The 23333-nt window shown below is 57.5% G+C and carries 22 protein-coding genes and 2 tRNA genes; 6 read left to right on the top strand and 18 right to left on the bottom strand.

Features of this window, described 5'->3' with window-relative positions; all coding sequences use genetic code 11:
* Positions 1-32 precede the first annotated feature (32 nt).
* From JHC09_RS05625 to JHC09_RS05610, 4 genes are read right to left on the bottom strand one after another with little or no spacing between them, the layout of a single operon-like run.
* Positions 33-683 carry a GNAT family protein gene (locus tag JHC09_RS05625; protein WP_199531148.1) on the bottom strand — a complete coding sequence of 217 codons (651 nt, stop codon included), beginning with the start codon at positions 681-683 and terminating at the stop codon, positions 33-35.
* Entirely contained in the window at positions 680-1528 is an 849-nt protein-coding gene (locus JHC09_RS05620; protein WP_199531147.1) for an SDR family oxidoreductase, read from the bottom strand. Before JHC09_RS05620 ends, JHC09_RS05625 begins: the two co-directional genes overlap by 4 nt.
* Positions 1528-2649: a tRNA epoxyqueuosine(34) reductase QueG gene (gene queG / locus JHC09_RS05615; RefSeq protein ID WP_199531146.1), complete on the bottom strand. Its 1122-nt coding sequence runs from the start codon at positions 2647-2649 to the stop codon at positions 1528-1530. The genes JHC09_RS05620 and queG overlap by 1 nt, the downstream gene beginning before the upstream one ends.
* Entirely contained in the window at positions 2646-3320 is a 675-nt protein-coding gene (locus JHC09_RS05610; RefSeq protein WP_169194299.1) for a glutathione S-transferase family protein, read from the bottom strand. The genes queG and JHC09_RS05610 overlap by 4 nt, the downstream gene beginning before the upstream one ends.
* A gap of 115 nt (positions 3321-3435) precedes the next feature.
* Between JHC09_RS05610 and JHC09_RS05605 the strand changes: the two genes are divergently transcribed.
* Complete coding sequence (locus tag JHC09_RS05605) at positions 3436-4248, top strand: undecaprenyl-diphosphate phosphatase (RefSeq protein ID WP_199531145.1); 813 nt, start codon at positions 3436-3438, stop codon at positions 4246-4248.
* A gap of 47 nt (positions 4249-4295) precedes the next feature.
* Here JHC09_RS05605 and JHC09_RS05600 read toward each other — a convergent pair whose 3' ends face one another.
* Positions 4296-4925 carry an outer membrane lipoprotein carrier protein LolA gene (locus JHC09_RS05600; RefSeq protein ID WP_199531144.1) on the bottom strand — a complete coding sequence of 210 codons (630 nt, stop codon included), beginning with the start codon at positions 4923-4925 and terminating at the stop codon, positions 4296-4298.
* Between the two features lie 104 nt (positions 4926-5029).
* Here JHC09_RS05600 and JHC09_RS05595 point away from each other — a divergent pair, with 104 nt between their 5' ends.
* Positions 5030-5341, top strand: a complete 312-nt coding sequence (locus JHC09_RS05595; protein WP_199531143.1) for a hypothetical protein — start codon at positions 5030-5032, stop codon at positions 5339-5341.
* Here JHC09_RS05595 and JHC09_RS05590 read toward each other — a convergent pair.
* The 5 genes from JHC09_RS05590 to JHC09_RS05570 form a co-directional block, all read right to left on the bottom strand.
* On the bottom strand, positions 5335-8055 hold the full coding sequence (locus JHC09_RS05590; RefSeq protein WP_199531142.1) for a DNA translocase FtsK: 2721 nt from the start codon (positions 8053-8055) through the stop codon (positions 5335-5337). The genes JHC09_RS05595 and JHC09_RS05590 overlap by 7 nt on opposite strands.
* Positions 8056-8370: 315 nt before the next feature.
* On the bottom strand, positions 8371-9702 hold the full coding sequence (locus JHC09_RS05585; RefSeq protein WP_199531141.1) for an ammonium transporter: 1332 nt from the start codon (positions 9700-9702) through the stop codon (positions 8371-8373).
* An 18-nt stretch (positions 9703-9720) separates the two neighbouring features.
* A complete protein-coding gene (locus JHC09_RS05580) occupies positions 9721-10059 on the bottom strand; it encodes a P-II family nitrogen regulator (RefSeq protein WP_169194305.1) in 339 nt (112 codons plus the stop codon).
* Positions 10060-10386: 327 nt separating this feature from the next.
* On the bottom strand, positions 10387-11745 hold the full coding sequence (locus JHC09_RS05575) for an ammonium transporter (protein WP_199531140.1): 1359 nt from the start codon (positions 11743-11745) through the stop codon (positions 10387-10389).
* A gap of 25 nt (positions 11746-11770) precedes the next feature.
* The gene (locus tag JHC09_RS05570; RefSeq protein ID WP_169194307.1) at positions 11771-12109 is read right to left on the bottom strand and encodes a P-II family nitrogen regulator; all 339 of its coding nucleotides are present in this window, start codon (positions 12107-12109) and stop codon (positions 11771-11773) included.
* A 288-nt stretch (positions 12110-12397) separates the two neighbouring features.
* Here JHC09_RS05570 and JHC09_RS05565 point away from each other — a divergent pair, with 288 nt between their 5' ends.
* A complete protein-coding gene (locus JHC09_RS05565; protein WP_199531139.1) occupies positions 12398-13618 on the top strand; it encodes an FAD-dependent monooxygenase in 1221 nt (406 codons plus the stop codon).
* Here JHC09_RS05565 and JHC09_RS05560 read toward each other — a convergent pair.
* Genes JHC09_RS05560 through JHC09_RS05550 form a run of 3 tightly spaced genes read right to left on the bottom strand, consistent with a single transcriptional unit; the run spans position 13615 to position 15459 of the window.
* Positions 13615-13842: a Trm112 family protein gene (locus tag JHC09_RS05560; protein ID WP_169194309.1), complete on the bottom strand. Its 228-nt coding sequence runs from the start codon at positions 13840-13842 to the stop codon at positions 13615-13617. The two genes, JHC09_RS05565 and JHC09_RS05560, sit on opposite strands and share 4 nt — an antisense overlap.
* Entirely contained in the window at positions 13842-14510 is a 669-nt protein-coding gene (locus JHC09_RS05555; protein ID WP_199531138.1) for an LON peptidase substrate-binding domain-containing protein, read from the bottom strand. The genes JHC09_RS05560 and JHC09_RS05555 overlap by 1 nt, the downstream gene beginning before the upstream one ends.
* Positions 14511-14517: 7 nt before the next feature.
* On the bottom strand, positions 14518-15459 hold the full coding sequence (locus tag JHC09_RS05550) for a co-chaperone YbbN (RefSeq protein WP_199531137.1): 942 nt from the start codon (positions 15457-15459) through the stop codon (positions 14518-14520).
* A 196-nt stretch (positions 15460-15655) separates the two neighbouring features.
* On the opposite strand from JHC09_RS05550, the gene JHC09_RS05545 reads away from it, so the two are divergent.
* From JHC09_RS05545 to JHC09_RS05535, 3 genes are all read left to right on the top strand, one after another.
* A tRNA-Gly gene (locus JHC09_RS05545) sits at positions 15656-15730 on the top strand.
* A 73-nt stretch (positions 15731-15803) separates the two neighbouring features.
* A tRNA-Gly gene (locus tag JHC09_RS05540) sits at positions 15804-15878 on the top strand.
* Positions 15879-16069: 191 nt separating this feature from the next.
* Positions 16070-18211 carry a catalase gene (locus tag JHC09_RS05535; RefSeq protein WP_199531136.1) on the top strand — a complete coding sequence of 714 codons (2142 nt, stop codon included), beginning with the start codon at positions 16070-16072 and terminating at the stop codon, positions 18209-18211.
* 72 nt (positions 18212-18283) lie between these two features.
* Here JHC09_RS05535 and ugpC read toward each other — a convergent pair whose 3' ends face one another.
* From ugpC to JHC09_RS05510, 5 genes are all read right to left on the bottom strand, one after another.
* Positions 18284-19345: a sn-glycerol-3-phosphate ABC transporter ATP-binding protein UgpC gene (gene ugpC, locus JHC09_RS05530; protein ID WP_199531135.1), complete on the bottom strand. Its 1062-nt coding sequence runs from the start codon at positions 19343-19345 to the stop codon at positions 18284-18286.
* A gap of 14 nt (positions 19346-19359) precedes the next feature.
* On the bottom strand, positions 19360-20439 hold the full coding sequence (locus JHC09_RS05525; protein WP_199531134.1) for a Gfo/Idh/MocA family oxidoreductase: 1080 nt from the start codon (positions 20437-20439) through the stop codon (positions 19360-19362).
* On the bottom strand, positions 20436-21452 hold the full coding sequence (locus tag JHC09_RS05520) for a Gfo/Idh/MocA family oxidoreductase (protein ID WP_199531133.1): 1017 nt from the start codon (positions 21450-21452) through the stop codon (positions 20436-20438). The genes JHC09_RS05525 and JHC09_RS05520 overlap by 4 nt, the downstream gene beginning before the upstream one ends.
* A gap of 77 nt (positions 21453-21529) precedes the next feature.
* Entirely contained in the window at positions 21530-22417 is an 888-nt protein-coding gene (locus JHC09_RS05515; RefSeq protein WP_349236469.1) for a carbohydrate ABC transporter permease, read from the bottom strand.
* Positions 22407-23327, bottom strand: a complete 921-nt coding sequence (locus tag JHC09_RS05510) for a sugar ABC transporter permease (protein ID WP_169194513.1) — start codon at positions 23325-23327, stop codon at positions 22407-22409. The genes JHC09_RS05515 and JHC09_RS05510 overlap by 11 nt, the downstream gene beginning before the upstream one ends.
* Positions 23328-23333 lie beyond the last annotated feature (6 nt).

Genomic DNA, 23333 nt, shown 5'->3' with positions numbered 1-23333 from the left:
TTCTTTTTTGGCTCCGACATTGTCGCTCGTCACTAGCGCCTGGTCACCAGCTTGGACTTCTGCTGACCCAAATCGTCAAAGTTGCCCGGGTCCAACCAGCGCGCAAACTCAGCGCGGATCAGTGGCCATTCGCTCTCAATAATTGAGAACCAAGCCGTATCGCGGCTCTCGCCTTTAACGATCATGTCATTACGGAACAGGCCCTCATACAGAAAACCAAAGCGCTGAGCGGCCGCCTTAGAGGGTTCATTGCGATTGTTGCATTTCCACTCAAAACGCCGATAGCCGAGGTTATCAAAGGCGTGCTGTGCAAAGAGAAAAAGCGCTTCGGTTGAAAGCCTCGAGCGGGCCATCGGCAGCCCCCAATAGATCCCGCCGATTTCCACCGAACCATGCTCAGGGCGTATTCGCATCCAGCCTTGACGACCAACTGCCTTGCCCATGCTTTTGTCGATAACCGCATAATAGATGTCATCACCCGCATTGGCGTGTTCGATCCATTGCGCGACCGCATCCTCCGTTTCGGGGGGATTGCTGGGCAACCATTGATAGCGCGCCGAAGCATCTGGCGTGGACGAGACCGCAAAAAGCTCCGACGCGTGGCGCTGTTCGGCCGGTTCTAGGCGAATGTATCGCCCCTCAAGCACAATGCGCTCGATAGGCTTGGCCGGTGTTGGGCTCATCGCTCACTCTCTAGAATGCTTTCCAAGCCAGCGCGAAAGTTTGGATAAAGCAATTCAATTTGCAGGGCCTGCTTGATGGCGCTGTTGGCGACGCGTTTGTTGTCTGCGTAAAAACTGCGCGCCATGGGCGACATGTTCGCAAGTTCAAACGGGACTTCTTGAGGTGCAGGGACATCGAGCATGGCGGCAGCGTGGGTGATGACATCCTGTGGTGGCGCCGGTTCATCATCGGCAAGATTGAAAACGCCGCCCAGCCCGCGCTCTGCGGCCAAGGCGGTCACGCGGCCAATGTCGGCGACATGGATGCGGTTGAACACTTGGCCCGGCTTGATGATGCGTTTGGCGGTGCCGTCGCGCAGCTTGTCAAAAGCCGAACGGCCGGGGCCGTAAATCCCGGCAAGGCGCAGGATGAAAAGCGGGACATTCTTTTCGGCGGCCAAGGACTGCCATTCAGCCTCCGCCGCAACCCGCCATTGCGAACGGAGGTTTTCGGGCTCTAGCGGGGCTGTTTCGTCGACCCAAGCGCCATTGCGGTCGCCATAAACCCCGACGGTAGAAAAATAGCCCAGCCATTTGACGTCCGGCGCGTTCAAAATATCGTCGCGATGGTGGCGCAGTGCTGGGTCACCATCCGCGTCTGGGCCGATGGAGCCAACGACGTGGGTTGCAGAAGTGGCGAGAAACTCACTCAGAGCTTGGCTGGGACTGGTGCCATCGAAAAAAACCGACTGGGGCGAGACCGGTGTCCGCGAGGTGCCCAAAAGCACGGCGCTTGGGTCGATAGCTTTGAGTGCCTCGGCACTGGCTTTTGAGGAATAGCCAAAACCAAAAAACAAGACCTGCATCACACCTGCCCTTCCCATTCCCGCTCCACTTCAGCGTCCTCGTCCGGCATGCGCCGAGTGGCCTTGAGCGTTTCGGCTTCCTCCCAAGCGAGCTTTCGGAGGGCCCAAATGGCCGCTCCGCGAATGAGCGGGGACGGATCGTTCAGGCGCTGGCGGATAGCTGGCAAATAGGCGGTGTTTTGCGAATTGCCGATACCGATGAGAACGTTGCGCAAGAAACGGGCGTGACCGATACGTTTGATCGGCGAGCCGGAAAACATCTCCCTGAAACCCTCGTCATCGAGTTGGACGAGGTCGGCCAGAGCCGGCCGTTCCAGTTCGGGTCGACCAATCAGCTTGGCTTCGTGGGCGATCTTGGCAAATTTGTTCCATGGGCAGACAGCAAGGCAATCGTCGCAGCCATAGATGCGGTTGCCCATGGGCGTACGCAGCTCGCGCGGAATTTGTCCCTTATGCTCGACCGAATAATAGGCCAGGCATTTGCGCGCATCCAACTGGAAGGGTGTCGGAAAGGCGTTGGTTGGGCAGGTATCGAGGCAGCGTGTGCAGGAGCCGCAGCTTTCCTTGTGGGGCTTATCAGCTGGCAGTTCGGCCGTGGTGAGAATGGCGCCCAAGAACGACCAAGAGCCCATATCGCGACTGACGAGCACGGTATGTTTACCCTGCCAACCTAGGCCTGCCGCTTCGGCCAGCGGCTTTTCCATTAGCGGAGCGGTGTCGACAAAAACCTTTACGTCCGCCCCCGACCGCCGGGCCAAAACGCCAGCAAGCTCTTTCAGCTTGCCCTTGATGATTTCGTGATAATCGCGATTTCGCGCATAGGCCGACAGAATGCCGATGTCTTTTTCTGCCAGCAAATCCATCGGATTGGTCGCCGGGCCATAGTTCATGCCCACGAGAATGACCGAGCGCGCTTCTGGCCAAAGCTGGTTGGGATGGCCACGGCGATCCTCAGTTTCGGCCATCCACTCCATTTCGGCGTGATAGCCCTGCTCTATCGCATGGCGCAGTTTCTCTGGAAGATCAGGCCGCGCATCAGCGGGCGCAATGCCAAAAGCATCGAACCCTAGGGATGAGGCACGATGCTTGAGCTCTTTAACGAGGACATTCAGGTCACTCAAAAATCCAGATCCGAATAGCCGCGCGATGGCGGCATGGCGACGACGCGATCATTGAGAAGGGTGCGGAACGCCGGACGCGACTTAATCCGCGAATACCAATCCTTGGTCTCAGCCGACTTGGACCAATCAACGTCACCCATATAGTCCAACGTCGATAGATGCGCTGCCAGCGCAAAATCCGCGAGTGTCATGTCGGGACCTGCGAGCCAATTACGGCTGGCTAAAAGCCAGTTGAAATAGAGCATGTGCTCATTCAGGTTCGCCTTAGCGGCCCGCAGCACCGAAGGGTCAGGCGTTGCGCCGCGTATGTCGCGCTTGGAGATTTTTTCCTCGAAGAGATAGCGCGTCACTTCTTCATTGAGTTTGACCAGTGTCCACTCAACCAAGCGCCACATCTCGGCGCGCGCCAGAGGGTCGGGCGGCACCAATCCGCCAACAGTGTCCGGCGTATAAAAATCCTCCACCGCATGCATCACTGCCCAAATGCCGACGATGGGGGTTTCCCCTTCGAGCAAAATGGGGAGCGTCGCGGCCGGATTAACCGCCAATAGCTCTGCTTCACGCAACCAAGGGCGCATTTCCTCAAGGTCCAGAGGCACACCGTATTCCGCGCACATCAGCCGGATCAGGCGGGATGAGGGATCAAGAGGGTAGTGCACGAGGCTGGGCATAAGGACGCTCTACTGTTGGGGGCCAACCTGCCTGCCGCTCCGCCTTGGCGCGTTTCGCGAACAAGGCTAAGAGGTTTGGCATACTGAAGCCTTCTTGGACGAGTTAGGGGATGAAATGAACGGGGATCAAGGTCTTTTTGTGCCGCTGGCACTGGGAATTCTCGAAGGCCTGACCGAATTCCTTCCCGTCAGCTCGACCGGGCACCTGCTTTTGGCCGGACACTTCTTCGGCTGGAGCCAGCCAGCGACCTTCATCGTGCTCATTCAGCTCGGTGCAATTCTCGCTGTCGTCACCATTTATTTCGCCAAACTCGCATTGCTCATCGCAGACGCTTTGAAGGGCAAAGCCTATGCTTGGCACTTTGCTGTCGCTGTGCTTTTGGCCAGCATTCCTGCGGCTTTGGCGGGTGTTCTGCTGCGCGATTTCATCCAGACTGTTATCTACGAAACGCCGATCGTGATATGCGTCTCCTTGCTCGTTGGTGGCATCGTTTTGCTTATCGTTGACCGTATGCCAAAGCGCGAAGAGCATGACTTGATTTACGCCTTCCCGTGGAAGCTCGCTTTCATCATGGGCCTGTTTCAAATGATTGCACTTATCCCCGGTGTTTCGCGTTCTGGCGCAACTGTCGTGGGCGGAATGCTGTTTGGCGCGACGAAACGCGCTGCTGCAGAGTTCACCTTCTTTATCGCGTTGCCGATCATGGTGGGGGCCTTTGGCTATGACCTCTACAAGAGCCGCGACATGCTGGACGCGAGCCTTGGTATCAATATCGCTATTGGCTTTGCTGCCGCGTTTGTCGTTGGCGCGATTGTGGTTCGGTATCTCTTGGACTTTGTTTCCAAGCACGGATTTGCGCCATTTGCCTGGTGGCGTATTGCGATTGGCACAATAGGCCTCATCGCTATTCTCGGCTTTGGCCTCTGAAAACAAAAATCCCCGCTGGAGCGGGGATTTTCATTTCTGAAGACGGCCTAGTTCTTGGCCGGGTCCCGGCCCTTGAAGGTCGACGGGAAGGTGAAGAAGTGGCTTGGGATTTCTACGCCCTGCTGCACATCGTACAGCGAGAAGGTCAGCTGGCTGCCATTGGGCTCCACCAGTGTCCACTGTGCCAAATCTTTGGTTTGTGTGTCGAAGACGAGCGAGACCTGCACCGTCCCGGCGATGGTCTGATCCTGCAGGGTCACGCTGAGGTAGCCATCAGTGGTGGTGAGATCGACAACATTGCCCGACAGGATATTGATGTCTGTGCCCAAAAACTGGCGCAGAGGGATCGAGTCCTGCGGATAGGCGTAATAGGTCTCTTCCCGGCGATCGACGACGTAAAAGCCACTGCCGCGCGAGACAATTTCCTCACGCGAGGGCGGAGCATAGCGGAACGCAATCTTGTTGGGGCGCTCAAGGAAGAAGGTCCCCTCGCTACGGCCACCATTGGTATCAATCTGCAAGAACCGTCCGACCATGGTGCGGATGGCGCCGTTGTGCGCATTGATCTCACTGACCAATTGCTGCTCTTCTGGCGTCAACGTGCGCTGTGCGTAAGCGGGAAACGCAGACACTAGGGCGGCAGCAAAACCGAGCATCAAAGCATGGCGTCGAATCATTGGCAGCTTGTCCTCTCGAGGCGTTTGACTAAACCTAGCCTAGTCAGCAATTACGGCAACAGCAGGAAGGTTCCGATGCTGCTTGCATGTGGGGAGTTAAAGTCATGAAAACAATCATTTCGGCAATTTTTATGACAGCCGTTGCCACATTCCCCGCTCACGCAGCACTTCCTCCGCAGTATCAACGACAGGCTGAGTTTGTTGCCGTGCTCAACGCGGCGACCGAGGTTTTGGGCGTGCAGCACATCATAGACACAATAGAGCTGACTGAACCCGACCTCTATGTCGTGACCTCGGGCGACTGCACTCTTGCCGTACGGATTAAGGATGTCGCTTCAAACGGGGGAACAATGATGGTCGGGCCACGCCAGTTTGAGGCGCAGCCCGAAGAGATTATCTGCGCGACAGCTCAATAGCCGTCAGCATTGTTTCCGACGAGAATTTCGCGCTTGCCTGCATGGTTCGCCGGGCTGATCACGCCTTCGCGTTCCATGCGCTCAATCAGGGTCGCAGCCTTATTGTAGCCAATGGCCAAGCGTCGTTGGACGTAGGAGGTGGACGCCTTCTTGTCCGTCAGCACGATGTGTACGGCCTTGTCGTAAAGTTCGTCGCCAGACCCGGCGTAACTTTCATCGCTCGAACCGCCTTCGCCATAGCCGCCCTCTTCTTCTTCCTCGGTGATGTTCTCAAGGTAATCAGGCGAGCCCTGCGACTTGAGGTGATTGACGACGGATTCGACTTCTAGATCCGAAACGAATGCGCCGTGCAGACGTTTGGTGCGGCCGCCCGAGGCCATGTAGAGCATGTCACCATTACCAAGGAGCTGTTCTGCGCCCTGCTCGCCCAGAATGGTGCGACTGTCGATCTTGGACGTCACCATGAAGGAGATGCGGGTCGGGAAGTTAGCCTTGATGGTACCGGTGATGACGTCGACGGATGGACGCTGCGTGGCGGTGACGATGTGAATACCTGCCGCACGCGCCATCTGTGCCAGACGCTGGATCGCGCCTTCGATGTCCTTACCAGCAACCATCATCAGATCGGCCATTTCGTCGACGATGATGACGATATAGGGCAAGGGCTCAAGATTGAACTCTTCGCTTTCAAAGATCGCTTCGCCGGTTTCACGGTCGAAGCCGGTCTGCACAGTACGACTGATAACGCGCCCTTCGGCAGCGGCCTCATTTACGCGCTGGTTGAAGCCGTCGATGTTGCGCACACCGATCTTGCTCATCTTGCGATAGCGATCTTCCATCTCGCGCACGGCCCATTTCAGGGCCACGACGGCCTTCTGCGGGTCGGTCACGACCGGGGTCAGCAAATGCGGGATGCCGTCATATATCGACAACTCCAGCATCTTAGGGTCGATCATGATCATGCGGCACTGATCAGGCGTCATCTGATAGAGCAGCGAGAGAATGAAGGTGTTGATGCCCACGGACTTACCCGAGCCGGTGGTACCGGCAATCAGCAAGTGCGGCATGCGCGCGAGATCGGCGATAACAGGTTCGCCGCCAATGGTCTTACCCAGACAGATCGGCAGCTTGCCTTTCATCTTCTCGAAATCGGACGAGGCCAACATTTCGCGGAAGAACACAGTTTCGCGCTGCTGGTTTGGCAGTTCGATACCGATAGCGTTGCGGCCAGGAACCACGGCAACACGGGCAGAGATCGCGCTCATCGAGCGGGCAATGTCATCGGCCAGTGAAATCACGCGGCTGGACTTAATGCCCGGAGCCGGTTCGAGTTCGAACAGGGTGACGACCGGACCGGGGCGAACGTTGATAATGTCGCCCTTAACGCCAAAGTCCTGCAGCACCGCCTCAAGCTGGCGTGCCATCGATTCAAGGCGAATCGGATCGTGCTCCGGAGATGGACCACTCCGCTTCGGTTCTGCCAATAGGCTAAGGGCTGGCAGCTCAAAGCCCTGTGGCTCATCGAGCAAAGAAGGCTGCGCTTCGCGGAACTGGCGCTGCCCCTGAGCAGGGCGCGGCGCCGGAGCGGTCACACGAGGCGCCACTGGGTCGACGGCCTGGAAACGAGAATCACCGCGCTGGGTATGTGCTGGAATGGGTGTGTCCGGTACATAGCCTGCGTCGTCATCTTCCAGATCATCTGGATAATCGATCGCGGTCTCGTCATAGGACGGGCCCATATTGACACGCGGGCTCGCGGCCACCGCCGGTTCATCACCGAAGGCAGGCTCGATATCGTGATCAACTGGCGCATGAATACGGCGCTGCATGGGCTCACGGAAGACTTCGCGCGCCGAGGCAGGCTGAACCGCGCGCGCGGGCTCCATGGAGGGCTCTTCGTCGTGATCGTAAACCGCATCGTGGTCGTCGGCGCGTTGACGATCGGCATAGCTTTGCCGCGCCCGGCGGAAAGCGGTGCGGATCGAATAACCGGCATGGACCACTGCGCCCATAGCAACATCAAGGAATGGGCTGTTTTCAGGCTCGTCGTAGTCCTCGTCGCGAGCCGATTTGCCACCTGCTTTGCCCTTTTGGGGCTTAACTGGGACGGTCGTGCCGAGGCCCATGGCCACCCAAAGGAGTGCAAATGCTGGTGCAGCCAAAATTATCGCGAACAAAGTCGAGGTGATGGCCTGCGGCTCGTCGCCAACGATGGTGCTCGCCAGATTGCTAAACATCATGCCGCTGAGCCCGCCCAAGCCTGTCGGCAGCGGCCAGCTTTGTGGCATCGCCACGAATGAGAAAACACCCGTCGACAGTACAGTTGCGCCCAACCAGCACAGCACCCGCAAGCCGGTTCGCGTCAGCGAATGACGCCGAGCCATTGCCCAGCCCCAAAGGGCAAGCGGCACAACCAGGACAATGCCCCCCAGCCCCAAGAACTGGAACACGAGGTCAGCAATAACCGCACCGGGATAGCCCAACCAATTCTCAGCCGATTTCGCCGTCGCCAGCGAAAAGCTTGGATCATCGACCGACCATGAGGCCATCGACGCCAGAATGATGGCTGACAGAACCAGCAGGATCGCGCCCGCAACCCGAAGCGGGATGCGAATGGCAATCGCGGGCGGCGGCGTTGGCACCTTGCCTGCGCTTTTGCCGCGTGGCGGTACGGGTCTGGTGTCTTCGACATAGGGAAGAGGATGGCTGGGCATGGATACGCGTACTCGTTGCCGGCCCTCAAACCATCGGACTGGGCCGTTTGCGCCCTATGCTAACCATGTGGGGTTAATCGGGTGCTAACCATCTAAAATGATAGGACCTGAGGCGTTTAGCGGGGATTGGCGGCGATAAAGACGAGAATCAAATTGGCCGCGACAAGTGCTACGCATTTCGGCTAAAGCGAGGGGCTTGTTAGTGGTGTGCAGCTCGACCATTGCGAGTGGGAAGCTTCTCTTGATGCCAAGAGGGACGCGAGCTGCACGCCACTAACAAGTTTCGGTGGCCGGATCACTCCGGCCACCAAGAGCTTAGTTGTAAGCGCGTTCGCCATGGCTCGAGAGATCGAGACCATCGATTTCTGCAGCTTCCGACGCGCGTACGCCGCCGAATATGGCTTTCACGATCAGGATTGCGACAAAGGCAACCACGCCGGACCAGACGATCGCGACAAGCACGGCCAGCGTCTGCGTTCCGAGCTGCGCAACCATGTCATAGCCTTCTGCGCCGAACCCGCCGAGGGAGGGCGCTGCAACAATGGCTGTGCCGATAGCGCCGACAATGCCGCCGACCCCGTGAATGCCGAAGACGTCAAGGCTATCGTCGTATTTGAGCAGTGGCTTGAGGGTCACAACGGCCCACAGGCAGATAAAGCCGGTGACAGCGCCGAGAACGATCGCGCCGAAGGTGCCAGCAAAACCCGCTGCCGGAGTAATGGCAACCAAGCCCGCAACGGCGCCCGAAACAAAGCCCAGCGACGAGGCATGACCACGGGTGATTTTTTCGCCGACAGCCCAGGCAATGCCAGCCGCAGCAGGAGCCGTGATGGTGTTGAGGAAGGCTTGAGCGGCCAGCCCGTTCGCACCCAGAGCCGAACCAGCATTAAAGCCGAACCAACCAACCCAGAGAAGGCAAGCACCGACATAGGTGAAGACGAGGTTATGTGGAGCGATTGGCTCTTTCATGTAGCCAAGGCGCGGCCCAAGTACGATGGCCGCGACCAGTGCAGCAACGCCGGAGTTGATGTGGACGACCGTGCCACCAGCAAAATCGAGCGCGCCCATGTTGAAGAACAGGCCGGCCCCAGACCACACCATGTGTGCAATCGGCAGGTAGGAGAAGACAAACCAGATGGCGAGAAACGCCATCACAGCACCGAACTTCATGCGTTCAGCAATACCGCCGACAACCAGCGTCGCGGTGATACAAGCGAACGTCAGCTGGAAGACAACGAAGACGAGTTCCGGAATTGATCCTGACACCGAGTCGGGTGTGACGTTGGCGAGGAAGAGATTGGAGAGATCGCCGATGTACGCCGACAATCCACCTTCGCTGGGACCCGAGAAGGCTAGGGAATAGCCGAAAGCGACCCACAGCAGCGCGATCATCGAGAAGGCGCCGAAGACTTGGGTGATCACCGAGAGAATGTTCTTCGAACGCACCAGCCCGCCGTAAAACAGGGCCACGCCCGGGATGGTCATCAGGATGACCAACAGGGTCGAAACAATCATCCATGCGGTATCGCCAGAGTCGATGGTTGCGACTTCCACCATTTCAGCGGGGGCGGCATCCTGCCCGAGGGCCGGCAAGGCTAAAAAGAGGGAGGCTAACGCCGCACTCCCAAAAAGTTTTGATGATTTCATCTTGGTCTCCAGGAGTGATTAAAGCGCGGATGCGCCGGTTTCGCCGGTGCGAATACGGGTGACAGCGAGCAGGTCGAGAATGAAGATTTTACCGTCGCCGATACGGCCGGTTTGGGCGGCATCGCGGATGGTCGCGCCGACGGTGTCCGCCTGATCGTCTTCAACGGCGATTTCGATTTTGAGCTTGGGCAGGAAATTCACGGCATATTCAGTACCACGGTAGATTTCCGAGTGCCCTTTCTGGCGCCCATAGCCTTTCACCTCGGTCACGGTCATGCCGTGAATATCCAGTGAATTGAGCGCCTGCCGGACCTCTTCCAGCCGCGATGGCTTGATGATGGCAACAACAAGTTTCATCTGACCCCCTTCGCGTCACAGGACGCAGTGTCGAATACAAGATGAGACTCAAGTCGCGTGCCAATTGAGCGAAACAAGAATCTTGCAGAAACAGCAAATACTTAGGAAGTTAGGGAATTCGCCCGCTGAAAACGGAGATCTAATTTGCACAATTACTGAGCGAAATATTCTTTCGGCGCTTATTATTTGTGCAGGGCTTATTAGGGGTGTGCAGCACGCGCAGTGCGAGTGGGAAGCCTCTGTGGCGGGCCAAGAGGGACGCGAGCTGCACGCCGCTAATAAGAGGGGGGAACGCCGGGCGTGAGACACGCCCGGCGTTCGCGGCAATTACTTGAACTGCGGGTAGGCTTCGACGCCAACTTCAGCAACGTCGAGACCAACTTCTTCATCGTCGGCGCTTGGGCGCAGGCCCATCACCGCCTTGAGGATGGTCCAGGCAGCAAAGCTGATGACGAAGGTGAACACACCAACAACAAGGATCGAGATCAACTGGCCGCCAAGGGTGGCGTCAGCATTAGTAAAGACGACGGCGATGGTGCCCCACATGCCTGCAAATAGGTGAACTGGGATCGCACCGACAACGTCGTCGATCTTGAACTTGTCGAGCAGTGGCACCGAGAGAACAACGATAACGCCACCGACAGCACCGATCAGCGATGCGGTGCCAAGGCCTGGGGTGAGTGGTTCAGCAGTGATCGAGACAAGGCCTGCGAGAGCACCATTGACCACAAAGGTCAGGTCGACCTTTTTATACATCACGCCAGCCAGCAGAGCGGCGGCAAGCGCGCCACCAAGTGCACCGGCATTGGTGTTTGCCATAACGCGACCAACGTCAGCGATATCGCCAATGGTGCCCATTGCCAGCTGCGACGCACCGTTAAAGCCGTACCAACCCATCCAGAGGATGAACATGCCCAGAACAACAAGCGGCATGTTGGAGCCCGGGATCGGGTTCACTGAACCATCGGCATTGTACTTGCCCTTACGAGCACCCAGAACAATCGCACCTGCGAGAGCAGCCCAGCCGCCAACGGAGTGAACAACTGTGGACCCGGCGAAGTCGAGGAAACCGAAGTTGGTGTCGAGGAAGCCGCCGCCCCACTTCCAGGATGCCTGGATTGGGTAAACCAGCGCGGTTAGGATCGCGACAAAGATCATGAACGGAACCAGCTTGATGCGCTCGGCAACAGTGCCCGATACGATCGAAGCTGCAGTGGCGCAGAACATCACCTGGAAGAAGAAGTCCGAGCTGGTGGTTGCGTAGGTCAGATCAGCAGCGTCGGCAGTGAGGCCAACAGGCTCAAGAACAGCAATGCCAAGCGCGCCCAAGACGTTCGGGATGATCCACGCATCGCCTGGATACATCAGCTTGTAGCCGATGACGTAGTAAGCAAGACATGCGAGCGAGTACATCAAGATGTTCTTGAGCAGCTGCATGGAGACGTTTTTCTTACGGACCATGCCCGCTTCGAGCATGGCAAAACCAGCAGCCATCCAGAAAACAAGGATGCCACCGAACAACATCAGGAAACTGTTCAGAATAAACTGGGTGTGAAGCGTCGCTTCACCAACAATGGCTGCAACGGCTTCTGGAGCTGCATCTTGGGCTGCGGCGGGCAGCGCCAGCAAAGCTGTCGCGAGCGCGACACCGCCTGCAATCTTAAGAGGAGCGTTCAACGCAATCATACAATAATTCTCCTGAAAGGGCGGATCAGAGCGCGGACGCGCCGGTTTCACCGGTGCGAATCCGGGTCGCTGCAAGCAGATCGAGGACGAAAATCTTGCCGTCGCCGATGCGGCCGGTCTGGGCGGCGTCGCGGATGGCGACAACAACAGCGTCGGCCTGATCACTTTCGACAGCGATTTCGACTTTCAGCTTGGGAAGGAAATGTACGGCATATTCGGTGCCGCGATAGATTTCCGAATGGCCCTTCTGGCGACCATAGCCTTTGACTTCAGTGACAGTCATGCCGTGGACGTCGAGCGAATTCAGTGCCTGACGAACTTCTTCCAAGCGCGACGGCTTAATGATGGCAACAACGAGTTTCATCTTACCCCCTTGGCGCCATCTGGCGCAGTGTGGAATGCCAACTCAGGTTCAAGCGCCATGCCAACTATGGGTGCCGCAAGAAAATCGTGCTAAATCAGAGCGTTACCGCGCCGCCTAATTTTAAGGCGACCCATGCGACTAACATGCGTCTAGTTTTTGAGCATCGACGCGGCATGGCGGTTAATATTTAGGCGCGTGTTTTGGCCCCCTTTTTGGGCCCGGGGCTTGCCGGGGGCTTGCTCCGATCACACATGCAGGCCAGAACCGAGAACAGAAGTGGAGTGGTTCATGACAAAGTCCAGCTGTGAGCGTTTTGATGTGCTGATTGTGGGCGCAGGTCCCGTGGGCCTTACGCTGGCTTTAGCGCTGGTGCGCTCGGCTGCAGGAATTCGTGTTGGCCTCGTTGATCGCCGCCCGCTTTCTGTTCCGCAAGACAACCGCGCTTCGGCCATTGCTGCTGGAGTGCGTCGCATTTTCGAGGTCTTGGGCGTCTGGAATGACATGGCCCCGCATGCGCAGGCCATGACTGCCATGCGCATTACGGATTCCGGGACAGGCGATTTGGCTCGCCCCATGTTTCTACAGTTTGACGGCGAAGTTGAGCCCGGCGAACCCTTTGCGCATATGGTGCCAAACCAAGCCGGTGTCGGCGCCTTGCTCGAGGCAACTGCGCCGAACATCTCGGTCATTGCACCGGCCGCAATCCAATCTTGGGATGCAGGCGCATCGCTCAGCACCATTACGCTTGAGGATGGACGTGAACTCATCGCGCCGCTGATCGTGGCTGCCGACGGCGCGCAGTCTTTGCTGCGCAAGCAAGCCGGTATTGACACCATGGGGGCCGATTACAATCAGACGGGGCTAGTGGCGACGATCAGCCATGAATTGCCACATGATGGTGTAGCTTATGAGCATTTTAGGCCCGCAGGGCCTTTTGCCAGCCTCCCCTTGCCGGGCAACCGCTCATCACTGGTGTGGACTGAAACGACTGAAGCGGCAAAGCGCTTTCTCGCCATGACGCCGGAGCAACTGGCAGAGGAGATTGAAGCCGTTATGGGTTCAACGCTGGGCAAGGTGACGCTTGAGGACAAGCTCGCAGGCTTCCCCCTGCGATTGCAGCTCGCGAAAAGCTTTATCGGGCCACGCCTCGCGCTTGTGGGGGATGCCGCCCATGTGGTGCACCCGATTGCTGGACAAGGGCTTAATCTCGGGCTGAAGGACGTTGCGGCGCTGGCCGAAGTCATTGTCGACGCCATACGCCTCGGCCTCGATCACGGAACACAGGACGTGCTGGAGCGCTATCAGAACTGGCGGCGGTTTGACACTGCCTCGATGGCCGTTGTGACCGATGGCATGAATAGGCTGTTTTCCAATGAGATTGCTCCCATTCGAGCAGTGCGCGATTTCGGGCTGGGCCTGGTCGACCGCGCGGGGCCGGTGAAATCCGCTTTGATCCGGGCGGCATCTGCCGGCAATGGGCCTAAGCTCTTGAACGGGATACCGCTTTAGACCAAACGCAGTTTCTGAATTTCTTCGAGCTCGACGGCGCGTGCGTCGTCGAGACTCAGGAGCGGCACTCCTTTGACAATAGGGAAGGCCAATCGCGCGGCGACCGAAATTAGTTCGGACTTGTCGGGCGACAGGGTCAGCCGCGTCTTCGTCATCGGACAAACCAGCATTTCGAGGGTTTGCGGATGCAATACATATCGCGGAACGATGTCGCCCTTGACCATCAGTTCACCGAGACAGTGCCATCGCCCGAGCCGCGTGCCATTTCATATTCTGTCATGGCAATCAGGGTCTCCGCACGATCGTGAAGGGTTTGCGCTTCAAGCAAGACCTGCTTTTCAGCGGCTCCATAGGGCGACACCATACAGCAGAAATTGACAAGGTCAGCTGTGCCAGTGCTCTCAATCTCTTCCCAATTGAGTTCAAAATTGGCGAATTCAGCATAGTCCCGCATCATTTTGAGGAAGCGCTGACGATCAACAGCGCCCTCACCATAGGTGCGTTCAAAATCTGCATCATAGCCGAGAGCAGAAATTTCAGCCTGACGGAAAGGCGTATCAACGCTCAGCTCCCTTTCAAGGCGGAAACGGCAAATCCCTTCTAAAACAACGAAATAGCGACCATCGGCATTGTCTTCAAAATGCGTGAGCCGCCCCAGGCAACCGATCTGTTGCAAGGGCACTTCGCCCTTTGGACTTTCCTCGCTCATGTCTTCTGGCTGGATGAGCCCGATCAGGCGATCACCCCCCAAGGCCTTATCGATCATCTCGATATAGCGCGGCTCGAAAATATTGAGAGGCCGATGAGAAAAGGGCAGCAACAGCGCCCCACTCAGCGGGAAGATGGCAACCGATTGCGGCAGCTCAGCAATGCTTGTGGGGCGCGTTGGCATAGTATCCTTAGGAAAACAGCGCTGCAGAGAGGAGACGGCGCCCCTTAACGGTTGCCGGGTCTTTAAAGCCCCAAGCCTCGAAGAACTCGAGCAGTTTCTTGCGGGCCGCATCTTCATTCCAAGTGCGATCGCGCTTGAAAATCGTGACCAAAGCTTCCGCTGCTTCGACGCGCTTGCCTTCAGCATTGAGCACCATGGCGAGATCAAAGCGCGCCTGATGATTGTCGGGCTCGGCAGCCACTGTGGCTTCTAGCGCCGCAGATTCGGATAGGCCTGCGGCCTCGTCCTTGAGGCGAATGGCATTGGCCAAGGCATTGTAAGCGTCGCCGGTGCGGCCAGCTTCGGGAACAGCATCCAAGGTTGCGCGTGCTTCTTCAAGCTCATCGGCGGCCAAATAGATACCGGCCAATCCGATCAGCGCCTGAGCGTGATCAGGGACGTGCTGGAGAACCATGCCAAAGATTTCAGCGGCTTGCGGGAGATCGCCAGCGGCAATTGCCTGCTGCGCGATGTTGAGAGCATCCGCGATTTGGCTTTCGAGCGTATCGGCAGCCGGTTGTCCTGCAGGCGCAGCCGAAATAACGCGCTCGGCAAAACGGCGCACTTCGCCTTCTGGCATAGCGCCCATAAAGCCATCGACCGGGCGACCGCCAGCAAATGCGAAGACCGCCGGAATGGACTGGACGCCAAGTTGGCCAGCAAAATGAGGATGTTCGTCGATATTAATTTTGACGAGACGGATGGCTCCGGCCTTTTCGGCAACCACTTTTTCAATGGCTGGGCCAAGCTGGCGGCAAGGGCCGCACCAAGGGGCCCAGAAGTCCACAAGGACTGGAGTCTCTAGGGATGCGTCGATCACATCCGCTTTAAAACCGGCGTCACTACCATCGCGGATTAGCTCTGCAGGAGGACGAGAAGCACTGGGTGCTGCATCAAACGACATGGTCATGGCAATCTGCTCTTCTGCTTTTGCTACAAAGCCTTGGACCCCTTTTTCCCTTGTTCCGCCTAGCGTTTCAAGAGCGTTTCCCACAGCCCTTTGAACAAGTTGGGTCTCCGGAAAATATCGGGTTGCAATCAGCCGGGCGATTGGGCATATAAGCCCTCGTTGGCGCAACGACAAGGCGCGGCAACAAAAACGGAGCGCGGGTGTAGCTCAGGGGTAGAGCATAACCTTGCCAAGGTTAGGGTCGTGGGTTCGAATCCCATCGCCCGCTCCAAATACTTAAAGGCCTTAGGGCTTTGACCAGAAGATAACCTTCCGCGAGGAAATCTTCTATACCGATACGGAATGCGGGTGTAGCTCAGGGGTAGAGCATAACCTTGCCAAGGTTAGGGTCGTGGGTTCGAATCCCATCGCCCGCTCCAATTCGGTGAAATAGTTGGCAAAACAAATCGGCTCCTTCGGGGGCCTTTTTGTTGTTTGGCGTTCACTTCCTGACCAGAACCTGCCTTTGGCGGAACGGCACTGCTCCCCAAGAGTTCTCTTGGATTAGGGTGCCGCTGTTGAGACCATTCCGGTTGCGGCCCCCGACAGACCTTGTTCTGCGGAGAACCCCATGCCAGACGAGAAAAACTCTCCTTCTAATTCCAATAGCTTACATGAGCACGCACCAGGCGAAGTGCGCTTCACGCCCGATGAGAAGCGCGGCAATTCTGGCGAGTTACAGCAGCAGGCTCCCAAGGGTGCGGACCCCAGCGCATTTCTGACCGACAACCACGGTCATCGCATTTCCGACAATCAGAACAGTCTCAAAGCCGGATCGCGCGGGCCGACGCTGCTCGAAGATTTCGTGCTGCGCGAGAAAATCTTTCACTTCGACCATGAGCGTATCCCCGAACGCATTGTGCATGCTCGCGGATCCGGCGCGCATGGGGTGTTTGAAGTCACCAAAGCGATTCCCCAACTCACAAAAGCGCAGCTCTTTCAAAAGGCTGGCACGAGCTGCCCGGTGTTCGTGCGGTTTTCGACCGTGGCTGGTGGCGCTGGTTCGGTCGACACGCCGCGCGATGTTCGCGGCTTTGCAGTCAAACTCTATACGGAAGAGGGTAATTGGGACCTCGTCGGCAACGACATTCCGGTGTTCTTTATTCAGGACGCAATGAAATTTCCTGATTTGGTTCATAGCGTTAAGATGGAAGCGGATCGGGGTTATCCGCAGGCCGCCTCCGCCCATGACACGTTCTGGGACTGGGTGAGCCTGATGCCAGAAACCAGCCATATGATTATGTGGGCTATGTCGGATCGCGGCATTCCACGGTCCTTGCGGATGATCGAAGGCTTTGGTGTCCACACCTTCCGCTTCGTCAATGCCAAGGGTGAAGGCACGTTTGTAAAATTCCACTGGAAGCCAGTTTTAGGAATTGAATCAACGACTTGGGACGAGGCAGTGAAATTAGCCGGGGCTGATCCAGACTTCCATCGCAGAGACCTGTTTGAAGCAATTGACGGTGGCGACTTCCCGCAATGGGATTTGGGTGTGCAGGTTTTTGACGAAGCATGGGCCGCCAAACAGCCTTATGACGTGCTCGACGCCACCAAGCTTATTCCGGAAGAGGAGGTTCCGGTCGAGATCATTGGCCGTATGACGCTCAATCGGAACGTCGACAATTTCTTTGCCGAAACCGAGCAGGTGGCCTTTTTGCCATCCAATCTAATTCCCGGCATTGATTTCTCAAACGACCCGCTGCTCCAGGGCCGGTTGTTCTCCTATCTCGACACGCAAAAATCGCGTTTGGGCACGACGAATTTCCACCAGATCCCGATCAACGCTCCAAAGTGCCCTTTCCATAATTTCCAACGCGACGGCATGATGCAAACGCTCGTACCTAAGGGTCGCGCGAATTATGAACCTAACAGCCTTTACGAGGCCGGGGAGAACTCCGGGCCAAGGGCTTCTCTCGACAGCGGTTTTACAACGCTCGCCGAGAATGGCGAGCGCAACGATCCGACCGAGAAGCTTCGCATGCGCGCGGATTTGTTCGCGGATCACTATTCGCAGGCGCGCTTGTTCTTCAAAAGCCAGACGGAGAATGAGCAGGCCCATCTCATCGACGCGATTGTGTTCGAGCTCTCAAAGGTGACGCTGAAGCATGTGCGTGTCCGCGTCATGAGCAATTTGCGCAATATTGACGAGGGGTTAGCCAAACGTGTCGCCGCGGGCCTCGCGATGGATTTGCCCGCAAAATCCAAGGCGGCTAGAGAGCCTGTGGACCTTGGCACATCGGACGCGCTCTCGATCCAAAAGCAGGCGAAGAAGACTTTTGAAGGGCGTAAGATTGGCATTTTGTTCGCCGAAGGGTCGGATAAGGCCAGTATTGATCAGCTGAAAAGCGATATCGAAGGCGCTGGCGGGACTGTGTTTTTGGTCGCGCCTAAGGTTGGCGGTATTCCGGTTAAGGGGGGGACGCTCAAGGCTGATGGAAAACTTGAGGGTTCGCCTGCGGTGATTTTTGATGCTGTGGCGTCAATCCTCATGCCAGACGCTGCCGAAAAGCTGCTCAAAAATGGTGCGGCAATTCAATGGTTTATGGACGCGTTCGCGCATTGCAAAACCATTGCCCACTGCAAGGGGACACAAATCTTGCTCGATGCCGCTCGCGTTGAAAAAGACGAGGGCGTTGTGCCGATTGAGGAGCTGATCTCGGTTGGCCCGGTGCGTCATTGGGCGCGTGAACCCAAGGTCCGTGACCTGCCCTAACACCAAAAAGAAAGCCCCGTGTATGGGCATACACGGGGCTTTTGGCTGGCACTTTTGGGCCTGTGGAGGGGCCTAGGATTGGCTTATGGCGTTTCCAGCTTCGTCGAAGACGTGAACCTTGCTCGGATCGAGATAGAGGGTGACCGTCGCGCCCATTGCGACCGCGCGCTGGCCTTCGAGAACGACCGTGAGCGCTTCACCATCGGAGGTGGTGGCATAGACCACAGTTTGGCCGCCGAGGTTCTCGATGAGGTCGACGCGCACGTCGGCGAACTTGATGCCGCTGCCTTCCGAGATGGTGATGTGCTCAGGGCGAATGCCCAGAGTTTTGGTTCCGGTGACGTCGCGGCCGAGGAGCAGGGAGGACCCCGCAGCTTTGACGGCACCGTTCTCAACTGTGGCGGTGAGGAAGTTCATTTTCGGCGAACCGATGAACCCGGCCACGAAGAGGTTTCGCGGATTGTTATAAAGATCTAGCGGCGCGCCGGCCTGTTCCAGAATACCCGCGCGCAGAACCACGATCTTGTCGGCCATGGTCATGGCTTCGACCTGATCGTGGGTCACGTAGATCATGGTGTTGCCAAGGTCGTTGTGGAGTTTTGCAATCTCCACGCGCATGGCAACGCGCAGTTCGGCGTCGAGGTTGGACAGCGGTTCGTCAAAGAGGAAGATCTTTGGCTCGCGTACAATAGCCCGGCCAATGGCGACGCGTTGGCGCTGACCGCCTGAGAGCTGCTTTGGCTTGCGCTTGAGGAGCGGCTCGATCTTGAGGATCGCCGCCGCCTGCTGCACCCGCTTTTCGATCTCGGCCTTGGGCATGCGCGCGGTTTCAAGACCAAAGGCTAGGTTCTGATAGACCGACATATGCGGATAAAGCGCATAGGACTGGAACACCATGGCGATGCCGCGCTTGGCAGCGGGCACGTCGTTCATGCGCTGACCATCGATGATGAGGTCCCCGCCAGTGATCGGCTCAAGGCCCGCGATCATGCGCAGTAGGGTGGACTTGCCGCAGCCGGAGGGGCCAACGAAGACGGTGAACTGTCCTGGCTCGATGGTGAGGTCAACGCCGTGAATGACCGGGACTTCGCCATAGGCCTTTTTAATCTGCCGCAGTTCGATGCTGGTTGCCATAATGGATCTCCCTGTTAGCGGAATGCGGCCGGAACCCAGCTCTGATAGAGCGGGTGATCGGGGCGGAGGGGAAGTTCAACCTCAGTATGGGTTGAAGACGAGTGGTAAAAGGCCGTGACCAGTTCCAGCGCGCGACGGGAGTCGGCACTAGTGACGGGCAGCGGGCCATTGGTTTCTAGCGCAACGTAAAAGCGCGCCATCTGCGTTTGGAAACGCGACGGGACGTGCTTCCAATCCTTTAGTAGAGCTTCGATCTTGGCGGCCGTTTCTGGATTGCGCGGCTCGATCTTCCACGGCTTGTCGCCGGGATTGTAAGGCGCGTGATCGCTTTCGAAGGTGACGTTTTCAAACGCCAGACGAATGCGCGAAATGTCGGTGGAGGAGCCAAGGGTTGCCGTAAAGCTTCCCAGAGCGCCGCTCGCCATTTCGACGGAAGCGGAGACGCAATCTTCGACTTCAATGTCGTTGACGCGGGTGGCAACGCGACCAAAGAGACGAGACACATCGCCCATGAGATAGGTGAACATGTCATGGGGGTGAATGGCGTGGGTCATGAGCACGCCACCGAGCTCGGTGGCCCACTTACCGCGCCATGGCACGGCGTAATAATCGGAGCCGCGACGCCAGAGGGTTTCGACGGTGCCGACATAAGGCTTTCCGGCAATGCCAGCGTCGATGATGGTTTTTGCCTGTTCGACGCCATCGCCAAATCGATATTGGAAGACCGGCATGAGGCGGCCTTTTGACTGGGCTTCGGCGGCGATGACTTCATCGACCTGCGCGAGCGAGCCAACCAGCGGCTTTTCGCAGATGACGTGCTTGTTCGCCTTGAGGGCGGCCAGCGTCATCGGGTGGTGCAGCATGGGTGGGGTGCAGACGTCGATAATATCAACGTCGGCCATGGTGAGCAGATCATCAAAATTGGTGATGCGACGTTCGATGCCGAACTCGTCGCCCACCGCATTCATGCGCTCGGTGTTGAGGTCGCATAGCGCCAAGACTTTGAACTTGTCGGGATTGGTCAGATAGCCTTCGACAATGTGGCTGCGGCCAATGCCCATGCCGACGACGGCAACATTATAGACGCGGCTCATTGGGCCCACTCCGTGCCTTGCTCGGCCAGATTTTGAGCATTGAGGGCCATTTTCATGGCATTAAAGCAGCGCTCTTGTGGCATGGCAGTTTCGGTGCGATTGCGCACGTCGTCGAGGAACTGGCGGCCAAAGGGCAGCTCGACGCCAGAGCAATCCTTGTAGTGGACGCCCTTTTTATCGACGAGGAAGAGGTGGTTATCGCCGGGCTTGCCGTCGATATCGACGTATTTCCTCAACTCGATATAGCCCTCAGTGCCTAAAATGGTCAGGCGTCCATCGCCCCAAGTGGGGAGACCTTCAGGGGTGTACCAATCAACGCGGACATAGCCGGTAGTGTTTTGCGTGCGGACGTGAGCATCGCCAACATCCTGGAGGCCCGGACGGTGTGGGTTATTGCGGTTGGCAACGGAAGCAGACACCACTTCGCCATCCATGGCGCCAGAGAAGAACAAAAACTGCTCGAACTGGTGGCTGGCGATGTCACACAAAATGCCGCCGTAGCGATTGCGGGTGAAGAACCAATCGGGGCGATTGTTGAGGCGCAAAGAATGCGGGCCCATGCCGATGGTGTTGACCACCTTGCCGATGGCGCCAGACGCAATGAGATTGCCTGCTTCCACCGCTGCCGGAACTTCAAAGTGCTCGGAATAAAGCACAGAGAAGATGCGGCCTGTTTCCTTTTGGACGCGGCGGATCTCGTCGAACTGGGCAAAGGAAATCATGCCCGGCTTGTCAGTGAGCACGTCTTTGCCGTGGCGCATGGCGGCGAGGCAGATCTCGGCGCGGTCGCCGGGAATTGCGGCGGTTGTGATGATCTGAATGGACGGGTCTTCGAGCAGGACGGCCGGATCGGACACGCGCGGCGCTTCGGGATATTTCGCGCCAAAAGTGGCGGCGAGGTCGTCTTCAGCCGAATAGAAGCCAACAAACTGCGCACCAGCGCGCTTGAGGCAATCGACCTGCCCGTAAATATGGGCGTGGTTGACGCCGATGGCTGCAAACTTAATCGTCATTGGAGGAGAACCCTCAATTCAATTTGGTCTGGAAGGAGCGGCGGGTGTGGCCGCTCCTGTGCAATTTAGGTCCGCGATCAGCGCTTCATGCCGGTGGTGGCAATGCCCTCGATGAGGAGGCGCTGGAAGGCGAGGAAGAAGACGAAGATCGGCACCAGAGCGAGGACGCTCATGGCGAACATGCCGCCGTAGTCGGACTGGCCGGTACTATCGACGAAGGTGCGCAGGCCGAGCATGACGGTGTATTGGCGCAGATCGGAAAGATAGATCAGCGGGCCAAAGAAATCGTCCCAGGTCCAGATGAAGGTGAAGATCGCGGCGGTCGCCAGAACCGGCGTGCTCAAGGGAAGAAGAATCTTCCAATAGATGCGCCACGGCCCTGCCCCGTCCATACGCGCGGCTTCATCAAGCTCCTTGGGGATGCCACGGAAGAACTGCACCATCAGGAAGATGAAGAAGGCGTCGGCGGCCAAGAATTTTGGCACGACGAGGGGAAGGAAGCTGTTCACCCAGCCCATGTTGAGGAACATCACATACTGCGGGATCAGGGTGACCTGATAGGGCAGCATGAGAGTCATCAGCATCATGGCGAACCAGAAGTTGCGGCCAAAGAACTCAAGGCGCGCAAAGGCAAATGCGGCCAGCGAGCAGGCCATGACATTGCCGATCACCGACAGGCCCGAGATGACAAAGGAATTGAGGAAGAGCTGGCCAAAGCCAACGCGCAACCCATTCCAGCCACGGAAGTAGCTATCAATGCTCCAATTCAGGCTCGGCAGCACCGAAATGCCCGAGGTGAAGATCTCGTTCTCCGGGCGGAAAGAGGCCGCCAGAAGCCATAGCAAGGGGTAGAGCATGATGATCGACGCAGTGATCAGCAAGCCATGCGCCACAACCGACATGATGCGTTTGCGGGTCGGTGACGTCGAGGTCACGACGGTGAGACGGTCTGCATCAGTCGTCATAGTGCACCCAGAACTTTGAGGTGAGGAACGAGAAGGCGGTAAACGCAGCGACGATGATCAGCAGCACCCAAGCGAGCGCCGAAGCATAGCCCATGCGGAAGAAGCCAAAGGCCTCGTTGTAGAGATAGAGCGTGTAAAACAGGGTCGAGTTGATCGGACCGCCTGTGCCGCCCGAGATGATGAAGGACGGGGTGAAGCTCTTGAAGGCTTCAATGGTCTGGATAATGGCGTTGAAGAACACCACCGGGGTCAGCATGGGAAGGGTGATCTTCCAGAACTGACGCCAGCGGGACGCACCATCAAGGCTTGCCGCCTCATACATATCCTGCGGGATCTGACGAAGCCCAGCGAGGAAGATGATCATGGGCGAGCCAAACTGCCAGACGGCCAGAATAATCAGCGTCCACAGCGAGGTGTTTGGATTGGAAATCCAGCTTGGGCCTTCGATGCCGAAATTGGCGAGGACCTGATTGACCAGACCATTGCCGGCAAAAATCTGACGCCAGAGAATGGCGATGGCAACGGAGGCACCCAAAAGGCTCGGGAGATAAAACAGCGCGCGATAGATCGAGAGCCCCTTCATGCCGCGATTGAGCAGCAGGGCGACGCCGAGCGCAAAGGCGAGCTTGAGCGGCACCGAGAAGATGACGAAGACGAAGGTGACGCGCATAGAGGCGGCAAACTTCGGATCGTTGGTGAACATGCGCGTGTAGTTATCGAGCCCAGCCCAGCGCGGGGCGGTGAGCAGATCGAAATGGGTAAAGCTGAGATAGAGAGACGTCAGAATCGGCCCGATGGTCAGGCCCAAAAAGCCGATGAACCAAGGCAAAAGGAAGAGGTAGCCGGGGGCATGGTTTTCCCATATCCCCCGCCACACCGATGGGGCGGCCACGCGGGCTGCCGAAGTCATATGTTT

It is taken from the genome of Devosia sp. MC532 (genome assembly GCF_016461625.1).
GTDB lineage: Bacteria > Pseudomonadota > Alphaproteobacteria > Rhizobiales > Devosiaceae > Devosia.
The sequence above is the reverse complement of the archived record's forward strand: the minus strand, read 5'-3'. Positions and strand labels throughout refer to the sequence as shown.